We start from the raw sequence: 24,003 nt of genomic DNA, 5'->3' as shown, positions 1-24,003 counted from the left end.
ATCAATCAAATCTAGAACAAATATGAATACATAATAACATATGTAATACCCACATCAATAAGTGTGTTTGAAGATTTTAGTTTATTATAAGGTATACGAACAAGTCCTTCTAACCTAGACTTTCCACCATCAAAGTTTACACTAGCACCAACATGAAATTGTGATAATGCTCCACCATTATTGTCTAACTCTGTTACTTGCGAATATCCCACACTACTGCCAGATATGATTCCAATTCCAAAATTTTCAGTTTGCAAAAAATCCCATAAAACATCAAACCCAGCTCCGCCATAAATCTTCTCAATAGAATAGTCAAACAAACCATACAACCTAACGCCAAAAGTCTTATAAAAAAATTGGCTATATCCTAGCAAGGCACTTACATTTATTCTATATTTACCCAATGATTCATGATTGACTTTAGAAATATTTGCACCTATGCCTATATTAAAATTACTCTTTGCCTTGCGAATCTTATTATTAACATCATATTCAAACGATTCAGAGCCAGCTAGCTCAAGATTTGGCACATTGGAATCTGCTCTAAGAAATAATGGACATAGAAACATAACAATTAATATATACTTAAATACCTGAAAACAGTATTTAGAATAAGTACAATACACGGCAAACTCCTAATATTGGGCTGGGGATTATTTAAGAATCAAACTAAGAAAACTATCTGCTTTTACAAAAACAAAAAGCAAGAAACATTCCTTTTATATATGATTTCAGATAGAATTGCAAGATTCCAAAAAGCTATAAAAATAGTTACTTAGTAAGACATGAAATACTTAAAAAAACGTTAAGATACAAAAGGAAATATATGACAATTCAAGATTATGCATTAATTATTAGTGCTGCATTCACTGGAGCTTTGGCACATTGTGCGGGTATGTGTGGAGGCATTGTAATAACTCTTAATATGAAAGAAATAGATTCTAAGTTGAAGCAAATTCTTGCTAACTTATTATATTTTATCGGAAGGGCATGCGGATATGTATGTGTTGGGATTATATTTACTCTCATTGGTGTGAATTTGAGTTTAAATAGCACAGCTAGCGGAATAATTTTTATTACCCTTGGAATCTTGCTAGCAATTAGTGCAACAATATTTACGTTTTTCCCTAAGGGTTTTAGAGCTATAACAAAAGGCAATAGAAAACATAAGAGTGCAAATAGCAATACCAAGAACGAAACAACGGACTTTATAAAATATACCGACGAATCTAGTAAGGATAATAAGGGCTATTTTGCCAAGGCTAAGACATTATTTGCAATGGCATATAAAACTAGTTTTAGCATAGTTTTAAAGTCGGATAGCTTTATTAAGTTCTTTGTAATTGGAATCTTAAATGGATTTTTGCCTTGTGGTCTAGTTTATATGTTTGCTTTGCAAGCTGCCAAAACTATGAATGTATTAGATTCTATAATTGTTATGTTGCTTTTTTCACTTGGGACATTTTTGCCTTTATTTTTGGTTGGAATGCTAAGCGTAAGACTGCTTAATTCTACTAGACGCAAAATATTTCTTTGGTTATGCTTTGCAATTATGATTTATTTTTCAGCTCAAAGCATATATACTGGCTATGTGCAACTAAGCGGAAATAAAGACAATATGCATCATCATCATCATCACTAAGATTCAATAAACAGTTTGGACAAATTATAAAAATTATATAAATTACTAGGAAAATATATATTATTTATTATTATGTGAATTTTGTTATATCGGATTAAGAAATAGATAGGCAAAGTATAAATATTAAAATTCTTCATTCATAAGATTACTAAAATATGAAATATTTAACTACTAAAAATCTTTATAAGATAAATAAGAGTCTTTTATAAATATGAATTTATCGAAATAAATTTATCTAATACAGAAATCCCTATTTAAATTGTATAATCATCTAAGTCAATTAGGAGCAGAATGTGAAAAAACACTCTACACAAGAAGTAGCACAAAAAATGGAAATTCTACATAGATTTTTGCCTATACAAAGAATATCTCCAAACAACAAACTACAAACTTTCTTTAACCTCATCTACTCTAAAGAAGCACCAGAATTTATATTAAGAAATGAGCCAAAAGAATTGCTAGCAACGCATTATGAGAATCCAACAGATATTCACGAAGTCTATGCAATCATTCTTGCTCTAAATAATAATAACTTGGATTTATTCTTAAAAATCGCTAGCTTTAGGAATATATGCAAGATATTTTGTGAAAATATAGACTTACTTCCAAATAAGCATTATGGGATATATCTGCAATGCCTACAAGCTAGCATACTATATTATATAGACACAAAAACCTCAAAACAGATTATAAAAGACATAAAGTTGCTGCGAGAGGGTGGGATTATTAGCTTTCATGATGAAAAGTGCATACAAGCAGCTATAAATAGCGAAAACACAAGAAAGCTATCTAAGAGCAATAAAAATGCCCCATCGCAGATGATTCTATCATTTTCGCAGCTCAATGCAAATCATACGTTATTGAAAGAACAGCTACTAGCAATATCCAAGGCTAGGAAGATTCTACAAAAAACATCATGGACTAAATGTCTTACATTTCTATGCGATGAAAACTTTCTAAAGAAAGTAATTATAATAGGAGATAAAAGTGCGGGTAAATCAACTCTAATATCTACTATGCTATATGATTCCGATAATAAAATTGATAATAAACCATTAGAGGCAATCGCTCCAATATTATATCAATATGGCAAAGGAGATTCTAAAATAGAGTATCTAAACACAAAAGAAATGAAAGCTTTCAGCTCATTATCAATTAATAATGTATTCGCTAATAACGAAGCGCAGCCTCAATTGGATAAGAGTATACAAAAGATTAAGAAAAGTAAAATCTATGAGGATATATACCAAACAGGCATAATAAAACAAGTAAAAAATATCTCAATTTGTCATGATAGTGATATATTGAAATATATGCAATTCATCAATACCCCATCGCTTATACCAAATGCCTTTAGGCATTTGCAAATATATGAGTATCTCACAACAAGTAACATTGCATGCTATATAATTAACACCGAGGAATTACTAAATAGCAATACAAATAAACATTACGAATATATAGCGAGCGTATCTTTCAGACTATTAACACAAGATAATATTTCATATGTATATCTAATATGCAGCCAAGTAGATAAAATTAATCTAACAATAAAAAAGCGACAAACGATTCATAATAAGCTTCTTAACCTCATAGAGCAAAGGCTAGATAAAATAAAGCAAAAGCAAGAAATATTACATAAACTACATTTTCATTATGTAACTCCAGCTTCAGCCTATAATATGCGAAAGCAAAACACTATAACATCAGAAAGTGGATTTGACATGCAATCAAGCGGTGTCTTAGAGCTTGAGAGACAAATATTCGCACATATATTTGAATCACCAATAAAACATATCTATGTAGAAATATTAAGCAATATCATAAAGCTTTGCCAGAGCGATTATATACAAGGATTAGAGATTGCAGAATCTAGCATTGACATAAAAGAGTGCAGCTTAGAGCAGGATTCTGAAAGTCTTGATTATAAAAATACAGATAGCAAAAATGATGAACAGAAGAAAGATGTGCATATAGATTCAAAAGAGATAGATAAGGAATCTAAAAATACAATCAAAGAAAAGTCAGCAAAATTATCACTTATATCATCGTTGTTAATAAATAATAAGCAAGATAGACTTAGCTCACAAGATAGGCAAGAAATAATATCAATGTTAAACAAAATAAAGCAAAATGCCAACCTCATAGCAGATAAACTACCAGCAAAATATTCATCATTTTATGTTTCTTTTAAGAATCTACGAGACAATCTTTATTCGCAATTTATTCAGTCACTAAACTATGAAATGCAAAAAAGAACAAACTTTAGCATAAAACGACTAAAGCATTCCACAATAGATAGCATTATCATAGGACTACAAGGACTATCAGAAATATTGCAAAGCCATTTTATAGCACATAATGAGCTAAATAGTATCGCAAGCTGTCTAGATAGCAAGAATCCAAACTCACTAGTAAGATTTACAAAAACCAATGAGCATAAAGAGATATTGGATATATTGTTCAAAAGATTTGATTCTATAATTAGAGATGGCTACTCTACTGATAGCAATAATATAATTACAGAGCATCTCTCATATAAGCTTGATATTGTTCTGCCTGATAATACAAAAAAAGGAGCAATTAGTGAAGAATCAATTATAAAACCCCTTAAAGCTAGTTTTGAGTACTACTTCTTTTTGCTAGAACGCAATATAGAAAAGCTATTCAATACACGAATAGCACTTTTTAGCGAATTTATGCAATGTGCTACTATGATTATAGAATCTAGCTTCATTAATTACTACGATGATGCCTATATTAATGATAAGGACGAATGTACATGGATTCTAAAAAATCTTGTAAGCAAATAGGAGGATAAATATTGAGCATATTAAAGATTTTTTTGAAAGAATACAACGAGTTGCATCATGTATCCTATACAGATGAACCAACAAGCGATATATTAAGTCAGATTCGCCAAGTAGAAAAAATAATGAGCAATCCTAAGTTCCACCCCACACAAGAGCTAAAAGGATTCTATAAAAATATACGAGAGCAATATAAAAAAACATTAAAGATATTGCTATTAGGCACACAAGGCATGGATAAAATAGCATTTATTAATGCCATATTAAAGGATAATATTATCCCATTAAATAGCCAAATGTCGCAAAAAAAAATTATCCTAAGATATTCTACTAATGCGTTTGTACGCATTAACTATAAAGATTCTACAAATAAGGATACAACAAATAGTAAGGATTTTATCCTTAGTAATACCTTGCATTCACTAGATATAAGTCAAACTAGTTTAGAGCAAATTGAAAGCTTTGAAATATTTACCCCATCTAGCTTTTTGCAAAGCTTTGATATAATCAAAGATATAGATGGATTTAAACAAGAGAATAGCTCATCATTAAAAGATGCAGACATGTATATATGGCTTTTGGAGCTAAATAGCAAAATACAACAACAAGATGTCATCGCAAAAATAATAAAGAAAAAGCCAACTATAGCAATACTTACTAAAACGCAAAAATATAACGATGCCCATGAGTTATTAGAGCAAATATCTACTGATAAGAATATGTTAAATGAGAAATTTAAATTATCTGCCACTTATAGTATTAGCTTTGAACTATTCTTTATCGAGCAAAAAATAGATGAGAAATTTGCAATCATAAAACAGCTTTACATACTAGAGAAGCAGCTAAACTCTACTAAAAATAAAAATTGTGAATCTATTAAAGCGATATTTGAATCTGCTAGAGCAAATATAGAGCAATTCTATTTAGAAAAAAATAAAGCCAACGAACTAGAAAAATCATCTGATATAAAACTACAATCTCAAAAAGAAAAAATGCAAGCAATAGAAGAATCTATTATAAAAATTGCACAAAATGCTAAAAACAAAAAAAACTTTATTCTTCTCAAAGAAGTATTTGAGAAGAATAAAGTTATAGATATGCACTATAAGATTCTATTTGATCATTATAAATTGCTTGACTACAACTATCATAAAGAAAATCTAAATTTAATAGCAAAAGTCATCAAGCTTAATAATGAATATAACAAAGAGTTATTAAGCAATATCTTAAAAAGTTTTAAGAGATATTTAGAAAGTATTGTAGATAGTATATTAGATAATATTGATACTATCAAAATGCGCATAAGACCTAAGCAAACTTCATTTCTAGACATCATAACCAATAGGCATATAATCTATGAAACATATCAAATCAACATACAGGAAGTAGCAAAGGAATTAGATGATAACCAAAGCCCATTGGCAAGAAAGCATAAAACACTACTATCAAAGATTAGCCGCTTTGATGCCTATATAAACAATACCATAGAAGATAGCTTGCTTGCATTTGGCAATGTTATTGAGGAATGGATAAAGCGCGGACATCATTTAGTGCTACAAAAAAAACCTCCATTCATTAGTGTAGATGGCTACTTTAATCTAGAGGAATTTAACCTAAGCGTATATCGCAACTTTACAAATAAGCATTATGAGATTATGCGTGAATTTGCAGAAAAGATTCACACCGAGCTAACAATATTGAGTGTATGGATTAGAGCTACAAAAAAAATGCTACTAGAATGCGTAATAAGCAGACTAAAGGACAAACTACATAAAGATAAAATGCTAGCAAAAAATGCCAAAGTTGATATGATAATACCGCTTAACCGTGCTTTTATAGTAGATACTATAATTGATATTCTACCCCAAGAAATTAAGGACTTATTTTGCATGCTACCTAGCTCTAGGACAGAGTTTGATCGCATACCAGAACTATTGAATGATGAAGCAAAAGAAAATGAAAAAATCATTCGTTATCGCATACGAGAAATTATAGATTTGCGTCAAACTATGAAAACTGGGACAAAACTAATCTATGACACAATAAACACAATCAAATCCAAAGATAATGCATAAAATTACTAAATAAAATAATAAACAATATATTGAAAGCAAATAGAGATTCAAAAGGACTTATATGACAAATCAAATACCCTTTAGGGAGTATATGAATAAATGGCTCTATGATGTAGATTCTAATAATCAAGGATATTATCTAAGCAGTGATGCAAATCGTATTGGAAAAAGTGGGGACTTTTATACTTCTGTATCTGTGTCAAAGTTCTTTGGTGGTGCGATTGCAAGATATATCATAGCATTGCTTGAGAAAGATATTTTAAGCTTACCGCTAGCAATAATAGAAATTGGAAGCAATAATGCAGACTTGATTGGTGATGTAGCAGAATTCTTAAGTGCATTTAGCTATGATGTAATTAATCAATGCGAATTTTGCACAATTGAGCCATTGCCAAATCTTAGGATATTACAAAAGCAAAATTTTGAATCAAGAATTACAAATCGATTTAAAAAACAATTACATATATTTAAAAGATTGCAAGATATTGGTTTTGTGCAAAATATTGATAAAAACACACTGCAGCATTCAAACAATATCCTAGAAATATCGAAGCAAAAAGACAATACAAATACAAACATATTCTTCCTTAGTAATGAATTATTTGATAGTATGCCTTGCGACGTTATAATGAATGAACAAATGCTATTTGTAAGACAAGATAGCAATAATCACGAATTTATATGGCAGGATATACAACCTAGCATCACAGACTTTCGCAATAAATATAAAGTTCTGGGATCTGAAGTATGTTTAAACTTAGAAAAGTTCATTTATGATATAAACATGATTAAAAATAAATGGATTTTTCTAGCATTTGATTATGGAGAGTTTGGTGCTAGAGATATGAATTTGCGTATTTATCAAAAACATTATGTTTATAACTTTTACGAAGAACTACAAAATGGAAATATCCACAGATTCTATAAACAGAGTGATATAACCTATGATGTAGATTTTGGAATATTACAAAACATCTTTGCTCAATATGGAGCAAAATGTCTCTTCTGCTCTACACAAGCTAAAGCATTATTACAAGAATGCAATATATTAGAAGTTTTTGAGCTATTTTCACAAGGATTTAGCCTTCAAACAAAAATTAAGCAGCAAGTAAAACTTAAAGGGTTGATTGCTCCAAATGCTATGGGCGAAAGATTTAAAGCAATTTGTTTTATTGGTGGAGAATAAAAACATGCAAGCATGTATAAACATTAGCTTATATAAATCTTTGTAATAAGTTCTATTCCTAAAATTATAAATAAAATACGAATTTATTTTATATTGTAATAAACATATACCTCCCTTAGGTATTAAACAAAAACATAATATAATATATCTAAACATTGCTTATTAGGAGAGCGATATGCAAAAGTTTAAACTATATAATCTTGATTGCACAAACTGCGCAAATAAGATAGAAAAAAAACTATCTAGCCTACCATATATCAAGACTGCTAAAATCAATTTTCAAACAGGAACATTATATATACAAGAAAGAAATGAAGATAACAAGTCAAATCTAAATCAATCTTTGTTGTCTTTGTTACAAAAAGATATACATGAAGTAGAATCAAAAGTGCAAATAAAAAGCAATCAAGATTCTAAATATCAAGATGAAAATGATGCAAATAAAAACGAAGGGATATTATTGCTCATATTAATATCTCTATTTGGGTTTGGATTGTTTGCAAAATACAGCGATATGATATTTACTGGAAATAATGAAGATTCCAAATATTTACTATTTGTATTCTTTTTGCTAATTTATTTTCTTTCAGGCAAGCAGGTTTTTGAAAATACATATAAGAACTTAAAAAATAAAATCTTCTTTGATGAAAATTCCTTGATGTTCTTTGCTACATTTGCTGCTATCTGTATAGGAGAAGTGGTTGAAGCAGTAGCTGTAATGATATTCTTCAAAACTGGAGAGCTAGTAGAATCATTAGCCATAAGTAAATCTCGCAATTCGCTGAATACTCTAATGCAAATTATCCCAAATATTGCTCATAAAAAAACTTTAAATGAAAATGAGCTAGAAGATATACACCCAGAAATATTGGACATTGATGATGTAATTGTGGTAAAAGTTGGAGAAAAGATTCCAGTTGATGGAATGATTATTAAGGGTAGTAGCCATCTTGATATGCGTATAATCAATGGAGAACCAAAGCCATTAAGTGTGAAACCAAATGATAAAGTAATAGCTGGTGCAATCAACATAAACAGTCCATTAGAAATTAGAGTTGAGGCTAGATTTCAAGATTCTAATATAGCCAAGATTCAGGATATGATAGAAAATGCTGCAGATAATAAGGCGAAAACACAAAAGCTAATTACAAGATTTGCTAAAGTGTATATGCCAATCATATTCGTATTTGCCTTGTGTATAGCAATAATCCCACCATTCTTTCTAGGATTCACACAAGAGATTTGGTTAGAATGGATATATAGGGCATTAGTTGTATTAATGGTTAGCTGCCCTTGTGCTCTAGTAATCTCTGCTCCACTTGGATATTTTGGTGCTATTGGTATTGCAAGTAGACATGGCATATTAGTAAAAGGCTCAAATTACTTAGAAGCATTAGCAAACACAAGAAATATCATATTTGATAAAACAGGCACTCTTACAAAAGGCGAATTTGCTATTACACAAATAAAGCCAAACAACATTAGCAAAGAAGAGTTATTAGGGCTTGCTAGCTGTGCTGAAAGCCTATCAAATCACCCAATCGCAAACTCTATAAGACAAGCTGCAAAAACAATGAAAATAAATTATCCATCTATGCAAGAATGTGAAGAAATATCTGGGAAAGGAATACTAGCTACATATAATGATAAAGGACAAGGAAAGATTTTAATAGGTAGTGCTAAACTATTAAAAGAATACAATATAGATATTATATTGGACGATGAAACTAATGCTAATCCTGCAGATACAATCATATATGTAGCAACAGCTAAAATAGATATAGATGAATGGCAATATGTAGGATGCATACACATCTCTGATTCTCTAAAAGATGAAGCAAAAGAATGTATTTTAAAACTTAAAGAACTAGGAATTGCAAATATGGCAATTCTTAGTGGGGACAATCAAGCAAGCACTCAACATATAGCCAAATTACTTACTATAGATAGATTCTATGGGAATCTATTGCCAAATCAAAAGGCAGAAATCTTCTCATCACTTAAAAAAGAATATGAGATTACAACCAACAGCACGACAAAGGAAAGGGGACGATTTGGGGATAGTGAAAAAATATTTTCGTCTATAAACAGACATAAAAATAATACCGCTTTTATAGGAGATGGAATCAATGATTGCGTAGTTCTATCGCTAGCTGATGTTGGCATTAGTATATCAGGAAGCGATAATGGAAGTAATGACATAAGCAAGCAAAGCGCAGATATTATCTTAACTTCTCCGACATTGCACAGCTTGACTAAGTCAATAGAAATCGCTAAAAAAACACAAAGAATCACTTGGCAAAATATATACTTCGCATTAAGCGTAAAGCTAGCAATAGTAGCACTAGGAGTAGCGGGCATAGCAGATATGTGGCTAGCGGTTTTTGGAGATGTGGGTGTAGCACTATTAGCTCTAGCAAATGCGCTTAGATGTGCGCGATAACTTTAAAAGTATTAATGACACTTTCCTCAAATAAAATTATGTTTTGCCTCTTACACAGGCTAAAATAATAAAAGCCTATTGATTTGAATGAATAGAATAAAACCCAAAATACAAAATTATGAAATAGAAGTTTCTAGCATAAGGGTTTTCATATAAGGCAAACTTATTTAGTAAACCAAGCAATAAACATCTAAATAAGAATATCAAAAGTTTGCTAGAATCTTATACAATTTCTTATAAAAAGCACTATTATCATTTCACTCATAAAGGATATATATTGTATCGAAGCAACAAAATTTCACGATTATTTGGCAAATTTGCACATAAAAAGTTCAATAAATCTATTCAACACATCATAAATAAAAGTTATGTAAATATATTCAAAATCAACCTAAATGAATTTAAGGACTATACACAATATGAAACACTAAATGATCTTTTTACCCGCGAGCTAGTAAAGCCAAGAGAAATTCAAACAAAGTCTTTCAATATAATTAGCCCTACTGATTCTTTGATTATGGAATCTGGAAATATTAATAAAAATACCGCACTACAGATAAAAGGCAAAAGCTACAATGCTCTTGAATTACTATATGGATATGGTGCAGAATATAGACAAATAGAAAAAAACGAAAGCCAAGCGCGCTTAGATTCATATAGCTATATAAACTTATATCTATCCCCTAAGGATTATCATCATTATCATGCTCCATGTGATTTGGAGGTATTAGAAGCTAGGTATTTTAGCGGCACATTATTACCTGTAAATAAAAATTCTTTGCTGAAAAATAATAATTTATTTATACATAATGAGCGAGTAGTCCTTACAACAAGGCTTAAATACAATGCTAGCATTGCGTATTTTGTCGCGATAGGTGCTTTAAATGTAGGCAAAATATGCTTTGATTTTGATCATAGAATACAGACAAATGCCCAATTAGGAGATGCCAAATATATCTACGAAAATCCTATTCAACTTAAAGCTGGAGATAAAATAGGATATTTTGAGATGGGCTCAACTGTGGTTTTGATTATAAAAGCGCATTGGAGCGTGCACACCAATGATATTGTGAAAATGGGACAAGAGATAGGAACATTACCAGCCATGTAAGCTATAAATAATGAATAGGCTATAAATAATGAAAGTGGAATATAGATTCTCAAAATTTATAGATTTATATTAGCAAAAATACAAATATATAAAAAGATATAGAAAATAGATAAGAAACAAAACCAATTAAATTTATTAGCAGAATATATATAAAGATTAAGTCACACAAATGCTTAATCTAAAGCCTCTGGAGCTTGATTAACATTCTTACCAGAAAAAACATTATTAATTTTATTTGATATGAAATGATTACGCGTTGTAAAATGACCAATAACCTCACTTATTGCTTCTGCCGATAGGTTTTCCCTCATTTCGTGGCAATAAGCCTTAAACTCATCTTCCGTAATACCTGCAGAATCCTCGAATATTTCAATATATTTCCTTATCAATTTATTCTCTCGTTCTTTTTGCGATATTTGTTCCATAATTTCATTATAGATACCTTGCAATTCCATAATTTGCATGTCAAATAATTCTTGCTTTGAATAGATCCCACTGATTTTTAGTATTTTTGAAACAAGTGTTTGCTTTTCCTTTCCATTATCATAAAATGGCTTATATTCAGTTTCCAAGTCTTTGGGTAAAAAAGTTCGCATAATTAGAAGCTTAGTCTCAGCTATCCCACGTAAATACTCCAACATTCCTAAACTTTTGTATTTTGCATGCAAGCTTTGAAGCATCATAATATCATCTCTCTTAGTTTCATAATATGCAATAAGGGTTTCGCGCTCTTGCTGTGGAAATGTATGCAAATCCATCTTAATATTATCAAGAACTTCATCTTGAACCCTAGAATAAACTATAGAAACAATCTTACGTAGCCTATTATATGAAATAGGCATTTTCAATTCAACTATAAGAGCAATCAAGTCAGTATGATTATATGTATGCAAAAAATCATGCAATTTTTCATACAACTCATCTGTATTTTCTACTTGCTTTAGAGCTTCAATTGTATCCTTTCTATCAATGCTAGAAATCTCCATATCTACATCATTTCCATGCAAAATATCAAAGTAATAGGATACACCTTCGCGAACAACTTTTTCATATTGTTCCTTTAATTCATCATATTCCATATCTAATACATTATCTATACCATGAAACTTAAGATACTCTTTAATAGCTAAATCATCATTCATTGTTATCCTCCCAAAAATCAAAACGTTGCAAAACTCTATATGATAATTCTAATATAGTTTGACAAAAAAGATATTAGGTATAAAAAAATATTATTAAAAAATAACTTGAATAAAAACATACTCAATTACTTTATTTTTAATTATAATTAAAACTTAAAACATATTTCAAAAGATAATTTGCTATAATAATAAGTAGAGTTTCGTTATTGTTTCGTTTCTTTAAGAGTATGCCCGTTGCAGTGCAATCTGCTTTTAGCTATTGGGACTATATAAAATTGAAATTTTAAGAAACAAATGTAATAATTCTAATGGGAGCTAAATTATGGAGATAATACCTAATCCTCAAGTAATGCTAGTTGTATTTATAGTATTTATAATTACTATGTTTTTATTAAATAAATTTGTGTTTGAACCAATTATATATTATATAGACCAGAGGAATGCTAAGATTAATAGTGATTTAGCTATTGCTAGCCAAGACGATAAGGAATTATCTGAAATAAATAAGCAAATAAATAAAATTTTATCAGAAGCTAAGTCTGAAGCATATGCCATAAAAAGCAGAGCGATACAAGATGCTAAAGATTCCGCAAATAAAAAAATAGAACAAGCTCAACTAGAAAATAGAGAAAAAATGGAAGAATTCCTAAAAGAACTATCAGACCAGAAGGATAAAATGAGGAAGGATATTAAGGCTTGCTTAAGTGATATAGATTCAACACTATTAATGAAAATAAAAAATGTGTGAAGCTTTAATGAAAGGTGGTTTATAATGAGATTTATAGCAATACTAACTTTGGTTGGATTATCAGGAATATTATTCGCTTCACAAGGTGGTCATATAGATATATCAAAAACTGACATATTCGAAAGGCTTGTAAACTTCATAATATTTGTTGTATTGCTTTGGTACTTGGTGGCAGACAAATTAAAAGCAATATTATCTGCTAGAAGTATAGATATCGCCAATAGGCTTTCAGAATCACAAATGAGAACAAAACAAGCTAAAAGTAAAAAAGAAAAAGCTAAAATTGAGCTAGAAGATACAAAGCAAAAAGCTAAAAGTATAATTGAAACAGCCAAGAAAGAAGCATTAATATCAGAGAAAGAGATAGAGGAAAAGGCTAAAGAACAAATACTTTATATAACAAAGAGCAATGAAGAATCAATGAAATTCCAAGCTAAAGCTTTCCAAAAACAAATTATACAAGAAGTATTACAAGAAATACTCTCCAGCAATAAAATTCAGCTAACAAGTAACGATTACATCAATATACTAGAAAAAAAGGTGTCATAATGCAAGAAATTATAATAGCTAAGAAATATGCTAAGGCATTAGCAGATTGCTCTAATATTGAACAAATCATTAAAACTCATAGAAATTATTCTTGTCTTCAGTATGCCTTTGAATCAGATAAATTCTCTGAAGCAGTTAACTCACATATAATGTCAAAGGAAGATAAGTTTAAACTTGTATGCTCAATAATAGAATCCATAAATGAAGAATTAGATTCTAAATCCAAGAGACTACTATCATTATTAGCTGAAAATAATAGACTATGTTTAATACCTATAATATCTAAAGAACTAAAGAAAATAATAGATGGCAAAAATAATACCTATATAGCAACCTTACTTACTAAAGAGCGAGTTGACGAAATAACACTTCAAAGCATTAAGACAAAATTAGAGAAAAGAATAAATGTCAATCTTGAAATATCTCAAACAATCGATCATAACATTGATGGTATATGCCTTGATATACATGATTTGGGAATTGAAATTACATTCTTAAAAAACAAGTTTATGAGAGAATTACAAGAATTTATCTTAAAAGCAATTTAAAAGGAAAAGCATGAATACAACAAAATTAAAGCCAGAAGAAATTAGTTCAATAATAAAAGAAAAGATAGAAAATTTCGATCTACGAATAGACATTAACAAAGTAGGGAAAGTTACTAGCTATGCCGATGGTGTTGCTAAAGTATATGGCTTAAATGATGTGATGTCATATGAAATGGTAGAGTTTGATACAGGAGAGAAGGGTCTAGCACTAAATCTTGAAGAAGGCAGTGTTGGAATCGTTATATTAGGTTCAGGCAAAGGGATTAAGGAAGGAACATCAGTAAAAAGATTAAATAGACTAATGAAAGTTCCCGTAGGAGAAGGAGTAATTGGTAGAGTTGTAAATACACTTGGAGAGCCTCTAGACGGTAAAGGAGATATAACATCTGTTGAGCATAGATTTATTGAGCAAAAGGCACCTGGCATTATGCAAAGAAAAAGTGTCCACGAACCACTACAAACAGGACTTAAGGCTATTGATGCTCTTGTTCCTATTGGTAGGGGACAAAGAGAACTGATTATTGGTGACAGACAAACAGGAAAAACAACTGTTGCAATAGATGCAATCATAAATCAAAAGGGACAAGGTGTTTATTGTATATATGTAGCCATAGGACAAAAAGAATCAACAGTTGCTCAAGTGGTGCGTAAACTAGAAGAACATGGAGCAATGGAATATACAGTTGTTGTTAACGCATCTGCTAGCTCAAGTGCCGCTATGCAATATCTTGCGCCATATTCAGGAGTAACAATTGGAGAATATTTTAGAGATAATGGCAAGCATGCATTAATAATCTATGATGACTTAACTAAGCATGCTGTAGCATACCGTGAAATGAGTCTTATTCTTAGAAGACCTCCGGGTAGAGAAGCATTCCCAGGAGATGTATTCTACATTCATTCTAGACTTTTAGAACGTGCAGCTAAATTAAATGATGAACTTGGTGCTGGCTCTTTAACAGCACTACCAATCATTGAAACTCAAGCAGGAGATGTATCAGCCTATATTCCCACAAATGTGATATCAATAACAGATGGACAAATCTTCCTAGAAACAGACCTATTCTACTCTGGTATTCGTCCAGCTATTAACGTTGGTTTATCTGTATCTAGAGTTGGTGGCGCAGCACAAATTAAAGCAACAAAACAAGTTGCAGGGACATTACGTCTTGATCTTGCCCAGTTCAGAGAATTGCAAGCATTTGCTCAATTCGCATCTGACCTTGATGAATCTAGCAGAAAACAGCTAGAAAGAGGACAAAAAATGGTTGAAGTATTAAAACAGGGTCCATATAGCCCTCTTCCAATAGAGAAACAAGTGGTAATAATATATGCTGGAGCAAAAGGATTCTTAGATGATATTCCAGCTAATAAAGTGGTTGAGTTTGAGAAACAGCTCTATCCCTTTATAGAAGCAAAATATCCTCAAATATTCAAAGATATTGCATCTAAAAAAGCTTTAGACAAAGAAATTGAATCTGCCATTAATAATGCATTAACAGAATTTCAATCTGGGTTTGCAATATAAGTGAGTCTAATATGGGTAATGGACTAAAAGAAATTAGAAAAAAAATATCTAGTGTAAACAACACTAAGAAAACTACTAGAGCTATGAAGTTAGTTTCTACCTCTAAACTTAAAAAAGCAGAGGAAATGGCTAGAAGAGCTAGAGCATTTGAAAATAAGCTTAATGAAGTTTTCTATGATATGATGAAAAGAGTTAGATTTAGCGGAATAACTAATATTGATAGTAAATTTTTCAACAACACCGATTCACATGATATTAAGTTTGTTGATATAGTGTTCATAACAGCAGATAAAGGATTATGTGGGGGATTTAATAGTATAACAATGAAAGAAGTTTTACGTTTAAGTGATGAATATAAAAAACGTCAGGTAAATGTGAGATTTAGATGCATTGGCAAAAAAGGAAATGCTTTCTTTGCATTTAATGGAATTAAACTAGAAGATAGTATTGTAGATTTGAGTTCTTCTCCAAACTACGAGAGGGCAAGCGATTTTATTAATGCCGCAGTAGAAGATTTTTTAAATGATAAAACACAAGAAGTTATAATTGTATATAATGGATTCAAAAACCTAATATCACAACAGCTAAAATCTGTAAAAATACTACCACTAGTTCCCGACTTAAGTATCTTAGAAAACGAAGACAAAGGCAATAATGTTTTAAATATTTCGCCAGAAGATGAAGAAAATATTATATTAGACGAATTAGCAAAAAAGTATGTTGAATATAATATGTATTATGCTCTCGTAGATTCATTAGCAGCTGAACACAGTGCTAGAATGCAGGCCATGGACACAGCAACCAATAATGCCACTGAGCTAGTTAGAACATTGACTATTTCCTACAACAAAGCAAGACAGCAAGCTATCACAACTGAACTAGTAGAAATCAATGCTGGCGTTGAAGCGATGAAATAGATATACTGATGCCAATAATTACACTATATTTAAGGAGTTTACTTTATGGACAAGATAGGTAGGATTACACAAATTATGGGACCTGTTGTAGATGTTGAATTTGATAATTATCTACCGCAGATAAATGAAGCACTAGATGTTAAATATGACTTCGACAAAGAAACAAAAAATCTTGTTTTGGAAGTTGCAGCACACTTGGGAGATAATGTAGTCCGAACTATTGCTATGGATATGACAGAAGGGCTAACAAGAGGACAAGAAGTTTCTGCTCGTGGCACTATGATTGAAGTGCCCGTTGGAGAAGAGGTATTAGGAAGAATTTTTAATGTTATAGGAGAAGCAGTAGATAGCGGAGAACCGGTAAAAGCTAAAATAACATGGCCCATACATAGAGAATCTCCGAGCTTCGATAATCAAAGCACAAAAACAGAAATGTTTGAAACTGGAATAAAAGTTATTGATTTGCTAGCCCCCTACTCAAAGGGTGGTAAGGTAGGCTTATTTGGCGGTGCTGGAGTAGGAAAAACTGTTGTTATTATGGAGCTTATCCACAATGTTGCGTATAAACATAGTGGTTATTCTGTATTTGCTGGCGTTGGAGAGAGAACTAGGGAAGGAAATGACTTATATCACGAGATGAAAGAAAGCGGGGTTTTAGATAAAGTTGCATTATGCTATGGACAAATGAATGAACCACCAGGCGCAAGGAATAGAATCGCATTCACAGGATTAACTATGGCTGAATATTTCAGAGATGAAAAAGGACTTGATGTTTTGATGTTTATTGATAACATTTTTAGATATGCACAATCTGGTGCTGAGATGTCCGCGCTTTTAGGAAGGATTCCATCTGCAGTTGGCTATCAACCAACACTTGCAAGTGAAATGGGTAAATTACAAGAACGTATTACTTCTACAAATAAGGGATCTATTACTTCTGTGCAGGCTGTTTATGTTCCTGCAGATGACCTAACTGACCCAGCTCCTGCATCGGTATTCTCACACTTGGACGCAACAACTGTTTTGAATAGAAAGATTGCTGAAAAGGGGATTTATCCAGCTGTGGACCCTCTTGATTCTACTTCTAGAATTCTTGATCCTCAAGTTATAGGGGAAGAACATTATAAAATTGCAACAGGTATTCAAGAAGTTTTACAAAAGTATAAAGATTTACAAGATATTATCGCATTGCTTGGTATGGACGAGCTATCAGAAGAGGATAAAAGAACAGTCGAAAGGGCAAGAAAAATTGAGAAATTCTTATCACAACCATTCTTTGTTGCTGAAGTATTTACAGGTAGTGCTGGTAAGTATGTAAGTCTACAAGAAACACTTGAAGGATTCCAAGGCATACTAGAAGGTAAATATGACCACATTCCAGAAAATGCCTTTTATATGGTAGGCAACATTCAAGAGGTGATTCAAAAAGCAGAGGATATGAAACAATCAAAATAAGGGATATGTTATGCAAGATTTTCAATTAGACATTGTTACTCCTTATGGTGAAATTTTTAAAGGTAGGGTTCAAGCAGTATATCTCCCCGGTAAAGACGGAGAGTTTGGAGTATTACCGGGACATTGTGATATGCTAACACTGCTGCAAACTGGTATTATAGATATTAGCTTTGAATCTCACCATGATTTAGTAGCCATTAATTGGGGTTATGTAGAAATTGCAGGTGATTTAGTAAGTGTTCTGGCTGATGGTGCAGTATGTATTCGCAAAAATGATAGCAGTTCACAAGTATCAAAAGCAATAGAACAAGCAGAACAACTATTAAGAGAAGCATCAAGCGATACTTCAATGATAGCTTCAGCACTACGTCGCTTTGAAGAGATATAATAAAATATTTAGGTATCTAAATATTTTATTAGCCACTTAGATAATATACCTGTGCAAGTTATAATAAATGCTATCAAATGATTTTAACATCAATAAACCATAACAGTAAGTAACTATCATTATAGATTATTTAAATAGGTTTGTATTATAGGTGAACTTTAAAATATCACAATAATATTTGCCAATGAATTAATGCTAGATTTATTTAGTAATATCAATTTCATCAATATATAGTATTTTATATTTCACACTAACAGCTTATAAAAACAATTTATTTAGTTATGTTTAAGATAAAGTATAACAAATCATAATGCATAATTACAACTATAGTACAACAAAAATCACAGAAATGCTATTAAAATACGCTAAATATATTAACAAAGATATAATGCCAACTCATCAGCTATAAAAAAGTCTTTAGAATAAACTCTGGAATCTTTTTCTAAGCATAAGTTATTGCTAAGGGCTATATTTAGTCTTTCTTGATTTAACAACTTCCGTCTAACTCCCACTTCACTACGAAATCCAAGGAAAATTTCCTCAAACTCCAAGTCCCTAAGACTTAACTCCTCAATGATTCTATAAGATGGGTTTGCAATATAGCCTTGTAAATTCTTTGTAGCATAAGTTCTTTTTGTTCCAACTCTACTTACGGCACTAGCACCAAATCCTAAATATTCCTCACTATTCCAATAGCCTAAATTATGCTGACATTTCTTAGGCAAAGCAAAATTAGACACCTCATAGTGAAGTGCTCCATTAAGACACAAGAAATCTCTTACAACATATCCTAGGCTTTCTTGTCTTAAAAGATGATTGGAATTTGTTTTAGCAAAACTAGAATCTTTATCTATACTTAAACTATATGCTGAAATATGTGATATACCCAGATTCAAAGCCATAGCTAGCTCATCTTGAAGCCTAAATTTGGAATCCAAGCTACAATCATAAATCATATCTAGACTAATATTATCAAGAAATCGTGTAGCCAAATCAAAAGAATGAGCTATATCTCGTGGTGAATGAGCTCGTTGTAATAATATGAGTTTATCACTATAAAAACTTTGCACACCCAAGCTTAACCTATTTACACCAAAATAACAGAGAGTTTCAAGCCATTCTTGAGTTAAAGTATTCGGATTTGATTCTATGCTTATTTCTATACTTGAATTTGCATTTTCTATATTACACAAAGGCATAAGGAGCTCAAATATGCTCTCATAATATCGAGCAGGAACTACATTTGGAGTCCCACCGCCAATAAATATACTTGAGATATATGTTATATTATGTATAGCTAGAGTATATTGTATATCTTTGTATAAAGCCTTAAAATAATCTTGTATCAAATACTCTTGGTTTGTTTGAGAAAAAAATGCGCAATACCCACATTTAGAATCGCAAAATGGAATGTGAATGTAGATTCTCATTATAATACTCTATGATTGAATTGTAAAACTATTGACAATCACATAAAATACATTAATACGATAAATACAATATCTTAAAAATCTTAGGCTTGTTTAATCATCTGCAATGTATTCAATAAACTAATATTCTCACGTTGCATGCCCGATGTCATATTTTTTACAGTAACAGTCATTGTTTTAAATTCTTCTTCACCTATGATGAGACTAAATTCATGTCCTTTATTATTAGCATAACTTAGGGATTTCTTAATTTTCGTAACATCTGGATAAACTTCAGCCCTAATATTGCTCTGCCTTAATACTTCAGCTACTTTATGGGCAAATGGCAAGTAATCCATATGCAATGAAATAACAAGAACTCTAGCCATAGTGCTTCTCTCATCAAGCAAGCCTAGCTCAAGCATTCCAACTATTAGTCTATCAATGCCTATACTAGCCCCAACCCCACTTAATCTCTCACTGCTGAAGCTTTGAGTTAAATTATCATATCTACCGCCACTACAAACAGAGCCAAGATTTTTTAGGCGATTTAGAGTTGTCTCATAAACTATACCTGTATAATATCCAAGCCCTCTAGCAATAGAAAAACTAACTCTACATACAGATATATCAAACTCTAAATCGCTCAATATATGTAATACAGATTCCAAGCTTTCTAAGCCAATTTTTAGGCTATCATTATAATCTTTAAGATAGCTAACTTCCTTAAAAAATTCCTCATAGTGATTATTTTGTTTTATGCTAATGATATTACAAATATCTTGTGCAACATTTGAACTAATATTTAGCTCCCTTTGCAATTCAAGGCTTACATTATCTATGCCTATCTTATCTAACTTGTCAATAATTCTAAGCCCAGATTCTATATTATCTTGCAAACCAAAATGCTGAAATATACCATTTAAAATTTGTCTATGATTTATCCAAATGCTAAATTCTTGAAGGTTTAAAGCAGTTAGAGAGCTATAAATAACTTGCAATATCTCGGCATCACAACTTAAGGAATTGCTGCCTATGAAATCAAAATCGCATTGCGTAAATTCTCTATATCGACCCTTTTGGGCACGTTCTCCACGAAAGACATTTCCTATTGCATAGCGTTTAAATGGCATATCAAGCTCATGTCTATGCTGGACTATAAATCTTGCAAGAGGTACAGTTAAATCAAATCGTAAAGCAACATCTCTATTACCATGATCTCTAAAACGATATAACTCCTTTTGAATCTCATCGCTACCCTGTCTTACAAGAGTTTGAGCATATTCCAAATGAGGCGTTTCAATAGGCATAAAACCATAACTTAGAAATACATTACTTACAACATCAAGAATGCTTGCCTTAGCAGCGCATTCCTTTGGCAGCCTATCCTTAAATCCACTAAGAGTTTTAGCAACAATCAAATTATCAATCATAATAATCACCATTATTCTGATATAGAAGTAATATCATAGTCATTAATAAATAAAAAAGCATCTCCGCGATCTGAATCTAAATTATCAATAAAATCAATCAACAAAGAAAGGCTAACTGGTGTATTTGACTTTCTTTTTAAGGTTATTTTTGCGGATTCTTTTCTTGAAGTGATGATATCTGCTATAGATCCTGCAACCTTTGAAAGACTGGATGATGTAGCTGGGGTAATGTTTGGCAATTGAGATAAATAAGATGGGATCATAGCAACACCTAATGCAATGGTTGAATCATACACTTCTTTTGTTAAAGATGAGTCGTTAGCCTTCATTGCTTTAAACACAGAATCTCCTAGTTGTGATCCTTTAAGATTTATAACTAGTTGCTTATGATTAAATTTAAATTTAGATAAAACTGCCTCTAGATCTTGATTTTGATCGATTCCTTCAAACATAGCTACAGAATCCTGAATTGCATCATCTATATTCTTGGAACGAAAAACATCTGATTGAGTATCCGCTAAGCTATGAAGAGTTAAATCATATGTAGATGAACTTATATTGCATTTATCATCTGAAGAAAGTATTATATTTTTTAAATTATATTTATGATTACAATCAAATTTATTTGGTAGGAATACTTTTTTTATTGGTTCAAGACCGGCATCTGATATATCTATGTCTCCCTTGAAAGACCAAGATGAATTTTTATTATTTACAACAACATCAAGTATAACATTTCTAAGCTTTATGTTCTTATCCAATTTTATGATTTTAGCATTACATGTAGCCTTAGAACGATTACCATCGCAAAAATAATCTTTTGGATTCTCTAATAGAGAGGTAACAAAAGATTCTGCTAATTCTTTGGCACCAGATCCAAAAGCAAAATAAAATAACGAAAAAAATAGCATGGAAATGGAGCAAATAACAGAAAAAAATTTGCTACCAATAACATATATATTAGAAAAGCCGATGAAATGTTGCATAATATTCCTTTTTATTTAGGCTAAAATCAAACAATTAGAAAATTATAAACAAAACTATACTTAATTTTTCCTAATACTTACATTCATTTCATTATAGCCTTAATAGAGATTATGATATAATTCTGATTTTTAAATTTTTGTGATTACTGCGAGGATAAAGTGGGTGTTGCAACATATATTTGGATTTTTGATAATTTTAGGGCTATTAGGAGTGGGTATGGCACAAACAGGCAATAAAAAAAGAGCAACAAGCATATCTAGTCAAAATAAAACATCACAAAATGCTAGCATAGCTCCAACTACTAGAGATGTTAAAATTCTAAAAGAAGATGAAATGGATTTTTTGCTAATTGATGATGTGAAGATCCCTATTATTAGCGATATTTCACCATTCTTGCCTGTTGGAAATTTGCAACTTGTATTCATTGGTGGAGGCAATATATTTAATCCAACCCAAAAACCTTTAGCAAAAGTTACTAGCACAATGCTTAACCATGGAACAAAAAAGTTAGGCAATATAGGCTTTGCAGACTTGCTTGAGAGTAAGGCAGTAGAAATTGATTCACAAGTTGGACAATCTTCATTGACCATTGAGGTTAACTTCTTAAAGGAGTATGAAGACTTTGCATATGAACAACTTTATAATTTGCTAAATGATCCAAATCTTACAGAATCTACACTAAAACAAGTAAAAGATAAACTCCAAGCAGCACTAATGAGCAAGCAAACTGACTTTGATTATCAAGCAGCTACTTTGTTAAATCAGAATATATTTGCAAATACTCCTTTAGCATATCCTGCATTAGGAAATAAATCTAGCGAAATTGAATCCATAACACTAAAAGATATTAAATCATACTTACAAGAAAATATAACAATAAGTAGGGCAATTATTGTTGTTGGTGGGGATTTAAACTTACAATCAAGCCTTCAAAAATTACTACCCTTATTTGACTCTCTACCAAAAGGACATAAGATAGACATTCCAAGTTATAAAGTTAAAACATCAACATTAAAAACTCTAAAAAAAGATACACAACAAGCTTTCATATATTTTGCAAGCCCGCTTAACATCACAAACCTTAGAAACGATGGTTATAAAGCACAAGTGGCTGGATTTATACTTGGTAGCTCTGGATTTGGCTCAAGGCTAATGGAGGAAATACGTGTTAAAAGAGGTCTAGCATATTCTGCATACATGTATCCAAATCTATCTAGGATTCAAACTTCATTTTTTGGACATATACAAACAGCCCTTGATAAACAAGATGAAACAATAAAGTTAACACAAGAAATTATTAGGGATTTTATAAGAAACGGTGCAACTCAAGAAGAATTAGACTCTGCAAAACAATTCATCATTGGCAGCAGACCGCTAAAAGAAGAAACACTAAGTCAGAGACTGCAGGCTAAATTTATGAACTATTATAATGGATTACCAATTAACTATAAGGACGAATTCATAGAAAATATTAAAAATCTAGATTTAAAAACACTAAACGAATTTATATTATCTCACTCTGAAATTGCCAATTTAACATTTAGCGTAGTTACCAATTCTTCTAAATAACAATGATTAGGTTGGGTTATTATTGACTTGGGGCTTTAGTAACTTTATATTCCGTCCCAATTA

At 31.1% G+C, this 24,003-nt stretch carries 19 protein-coding genes; 14 read left to right on the top strand and 5 right to left on the bottom strand.

All coding sequences use genetic code 11. The features are described 5' to 3' along the window. Positions 1–11: 11 nt before the first annotated feature. Positions 12–626: a porin family protein gene (locus LS73_RS06860; RefSeq protein ID WP_104692309.1), complete on the bottom strand. Its 615-nt coding sequence runs from the start codon at positions 624–626 to the stop codon at positions 12–14. A 200-nt stretch (positions 627–826) separates the two neighbouring features. Here LS73_RS06860 and LS73_RS06855 point away from each other — a divergent pair, with 200 nt between their 5' ends. The 6 genes from LS73_RS06855 (at position 827) to LS73_RS06830 (ending at position 11,267) form a co-directional block, all read left to right on the top strand. Further along, on the top strand, positions 827–1,642 hold the full coding sequence (locus LS73_RS06855; protein ID WP_052089801.1) for a sulfite exporter TauE/SafE family protein: 816 nt from the start codon (positions 827–829) through the stop codon (positions 1,640–1,642). 293 nt (positions 1,643–1,935) lie between these two features. Next, entirely contained in the window at positions 1,936–4,455 is a 2,520-nt protein-coding gene (locus LS73_RS06850) for a hypothetical protein (protein ID WP_034558557.1), read from the top strand. Between the two features lie 11 nt (positions 4,456–4,466). After that, positions 4,467–6,527: a GTPase Era family protein gene (locus tag LS73_RS06845; protein ID WP_034558559.1), complete on the top strand. Its 2,061-nt coding sequence runs from the start codon at positions 4,467–4,469 to the stop codon at positions 6,525–6,527. Positions 6,528–6,588: 61 nt separating this feature from the next. Continuing rightward, positions 6,589–7,713, top strand: coding sequence for an SAM-dependent methyltransferase (locus LS73_RS06840; protein WP_034558562.1), 1,125 nt, complete (start codon positions 6,589–6,591; stop codon positions 7,711–7,713). Positions 7,714–7,888: 175 nt separating this feature from the next. Then, complete coding sequence (locus tag LS73_RS06835) at positions 7,889–10,156, top strand: heavy metal translocating P-type ATPase (RefSeq protein ID WP_034558564.1); 2,268 nt, start codon at positions 7,889–7,891, stop codon at positions 10,154–10,156. 274 nt (positions 10,157–10,430) lie between these two features. Further along, entirely contained in the window at positions 10,431–11,267 is an 837-nt protein-coding gene (locus LS73_RS06830) for a phosphatidylserine decarboxylase (protein ID WP_034558939.1), read from the top strand. A gap of 173 nt (positions 11,268–11,440) precedes the next feature. Here the strand turns inward: LS73_RS06830 and LS73_RS06825 are convergent, their stop codons facing one another. Further along, the gene (locus tag LS73_RS06825; protein WP_034558567.1) at positions 11,441–12,409 is read right to left on the bottom strand and encodes a hypothetical protein; all 969 of its coding nucleotides are present in this window, start codon (positions 12,407–12,409) and stop codon (positions 11,441–11,443) included. 322 nt (positions 12,410–12,731) lie between these two features. Between LS73_RS06825 and LS73_RS06820 the strand changes: the two genes are divergently transcribed. Genes LS73_RS06820 through atpC form a run of 7 tightly spaced genes read left to right on the top strand, consistent with a single transcriptional unit; the run spans position 12,732 to position 18,542 of the window. Then, positions 12,732–13,157: a F0F1 ATP synthase subunit B family protein gene (locus LS73_RS06820; RefSeq protein WP_034558569.1), complete on the top strand. Its 426-nt coding sequence runs from the start codon at positions 12,732–12,734 to the stop codon at positions 13,155–13,157. A 24-nt stretch (positions 13,158–13,181) separates the two neighbouring features. Further along, positions 13,182–13,706: a F0F1 ATP synthase subunit B family protein gene (locus LS73_RS06815; RefSeq protein ID WP_034558572.1), complete on the top strand. Its 525-nt coding sequence runs from the start codon at positions 13,182–13,184 to the stop codon at positions 13,704–13,706. Then, on the top strand, positions 13,706–14,254 hold the full coding sequence (locus LS73_RS06810; RefSeq protein WP_034558574.1) for a F0F1 ATP synthase subunit delta: 549 nt from the start codon (positions 13,706–13,708) through the stop codon (positions 14,252–14,254). The genes LS73_RS06815 and LS73_RS06810 overlap by 1 nt, the downstream gene beginning before the upstream one ends. A 10-nt stretch (positions 14,255–14,264) precedes the next feature. Beyond that, on the top strand, positions 14,265–15,782 hold the full coding sequence (atpA, locus tag LS73_RS06805; RefSeq protein WP_034558576.1) for a F0F1 ATP synthase subunit alpha: 1,518 nt from the start codon (positions 14,265–14,267) through the stop codon (positions 15,780–15,782). Between the two features lie 11 nt (positions 15,783–15,793). Then, the gene (gene atpG, locus LS73_RS06800) at positions 15,794–16,699 is read left to right on the top strand and encodes an ATP synthase F1 subunit gamma (protein ID WP_034558578.1); all 906 of its coding nucleotides are present in this window, start codon (positions 15,794–15,796) and stop codon (positions 16,697–16,699) included. Between the two features lie 45 nt (positions 16,700–16,744). Beyond that, entirely contained in the window at positions 16,745–18,154 is a 1,410-nt protein-coding gene (gene atpD / locus LS73_RS06795; RefSeq protein ID WP_104692251.1) for a F0F1 ATP synthase subunit beta, read from the top strand. A gap of 10 nt (positions 18,155–18,164) precedes the next feature. After that, complete coding sequence (gene atpC / locus LS73_RS06790; RefSeq protein ID WP_034558581.1) at positions 18,165–18,542, top strand: ATP synthase F1 subunit epsilon; 378 nt, start codon at positions 18,165–18,167, stop codon at positions 18,540–18,542. A 374-nt stretch (positions 18,543–18,916) separates the two neighbouring features. Here atpC and hemW read toward each other — a convergent pair whose 3' ends face one another. The 3 genes from hemW to LS73_RS06775 all read right to left on the bottom strand — a co-directional run bounded on the left by hemW (position 18,917) and on the right by LS73_RS06775 (position 22,370). Further along, positions 18,917–19,972, bottom strand: a complete 1,056-nt coding sequence (gene hemW / locus LS73_RS06785; protein ID WP_034558583.1) for a radical SAM family heme chaperone HemW — start codon at positions 19,970–19,972, stop codon at positions 18,917–18,919. Between the two features lie 83 nt (positions 19,973–20,055). Beyond that, positions 20,056–21,372 (bottom strand): histidine--tRNA ligase, encoded by a 1,317-nt coding sequence (hisS, locus tag LS73_RS06780; RefSeq protein ID WP_034558941.1) that lies wholly within the window; start codon positions 21,370–21,372, stop codon positions 20,056–20,058. Positions 21,373–21,395: 23 nt separating this feature from the next. Continuing rightward, positions 21,396–22,370, bottom strand: coding sequence for a hypothetical protein (locus tag LS73_RS06775; RefSeq protein ID WP_034558584.1), 975 nt, complete (start codon positions 22,368–22,370; stop codon positions 21,396–21,398). A 217-nt stretch (positions 22,371–22,587) separates the two neighbouring features. Between LS73_RS06775 and LS73_RS06770 the strand changes: the two genes are divergently transcribed. Further along, positions 22,588–23,940 (top strand): M16 family metallopeptidase, encoded by a 1,353-nt coding sequence (locus LS73_RS06770; protein WP_081955635.1) that lies wholly within the window; start codon positions 22,588–22,590, stop codon positions 23,938–23,940. The last annotated feature ends 63 nt before the right edge of the window (positions 23,941–24,003 follow it).

This window comes from Helicobacter muridarum (assembly GCF_000765805.2).
In the GTDB taxonomy this organism is placed as follows: domain Bacteria; phylum Campylobacterota; class Campylobacteria; order Campylobacterales; family Helicobacteraceae; genus Helicobacter_A; species Helicobacter_A muridarum.
This window is presented reverse-complemented; position numbering and strand designations above follow the sequence as displayed.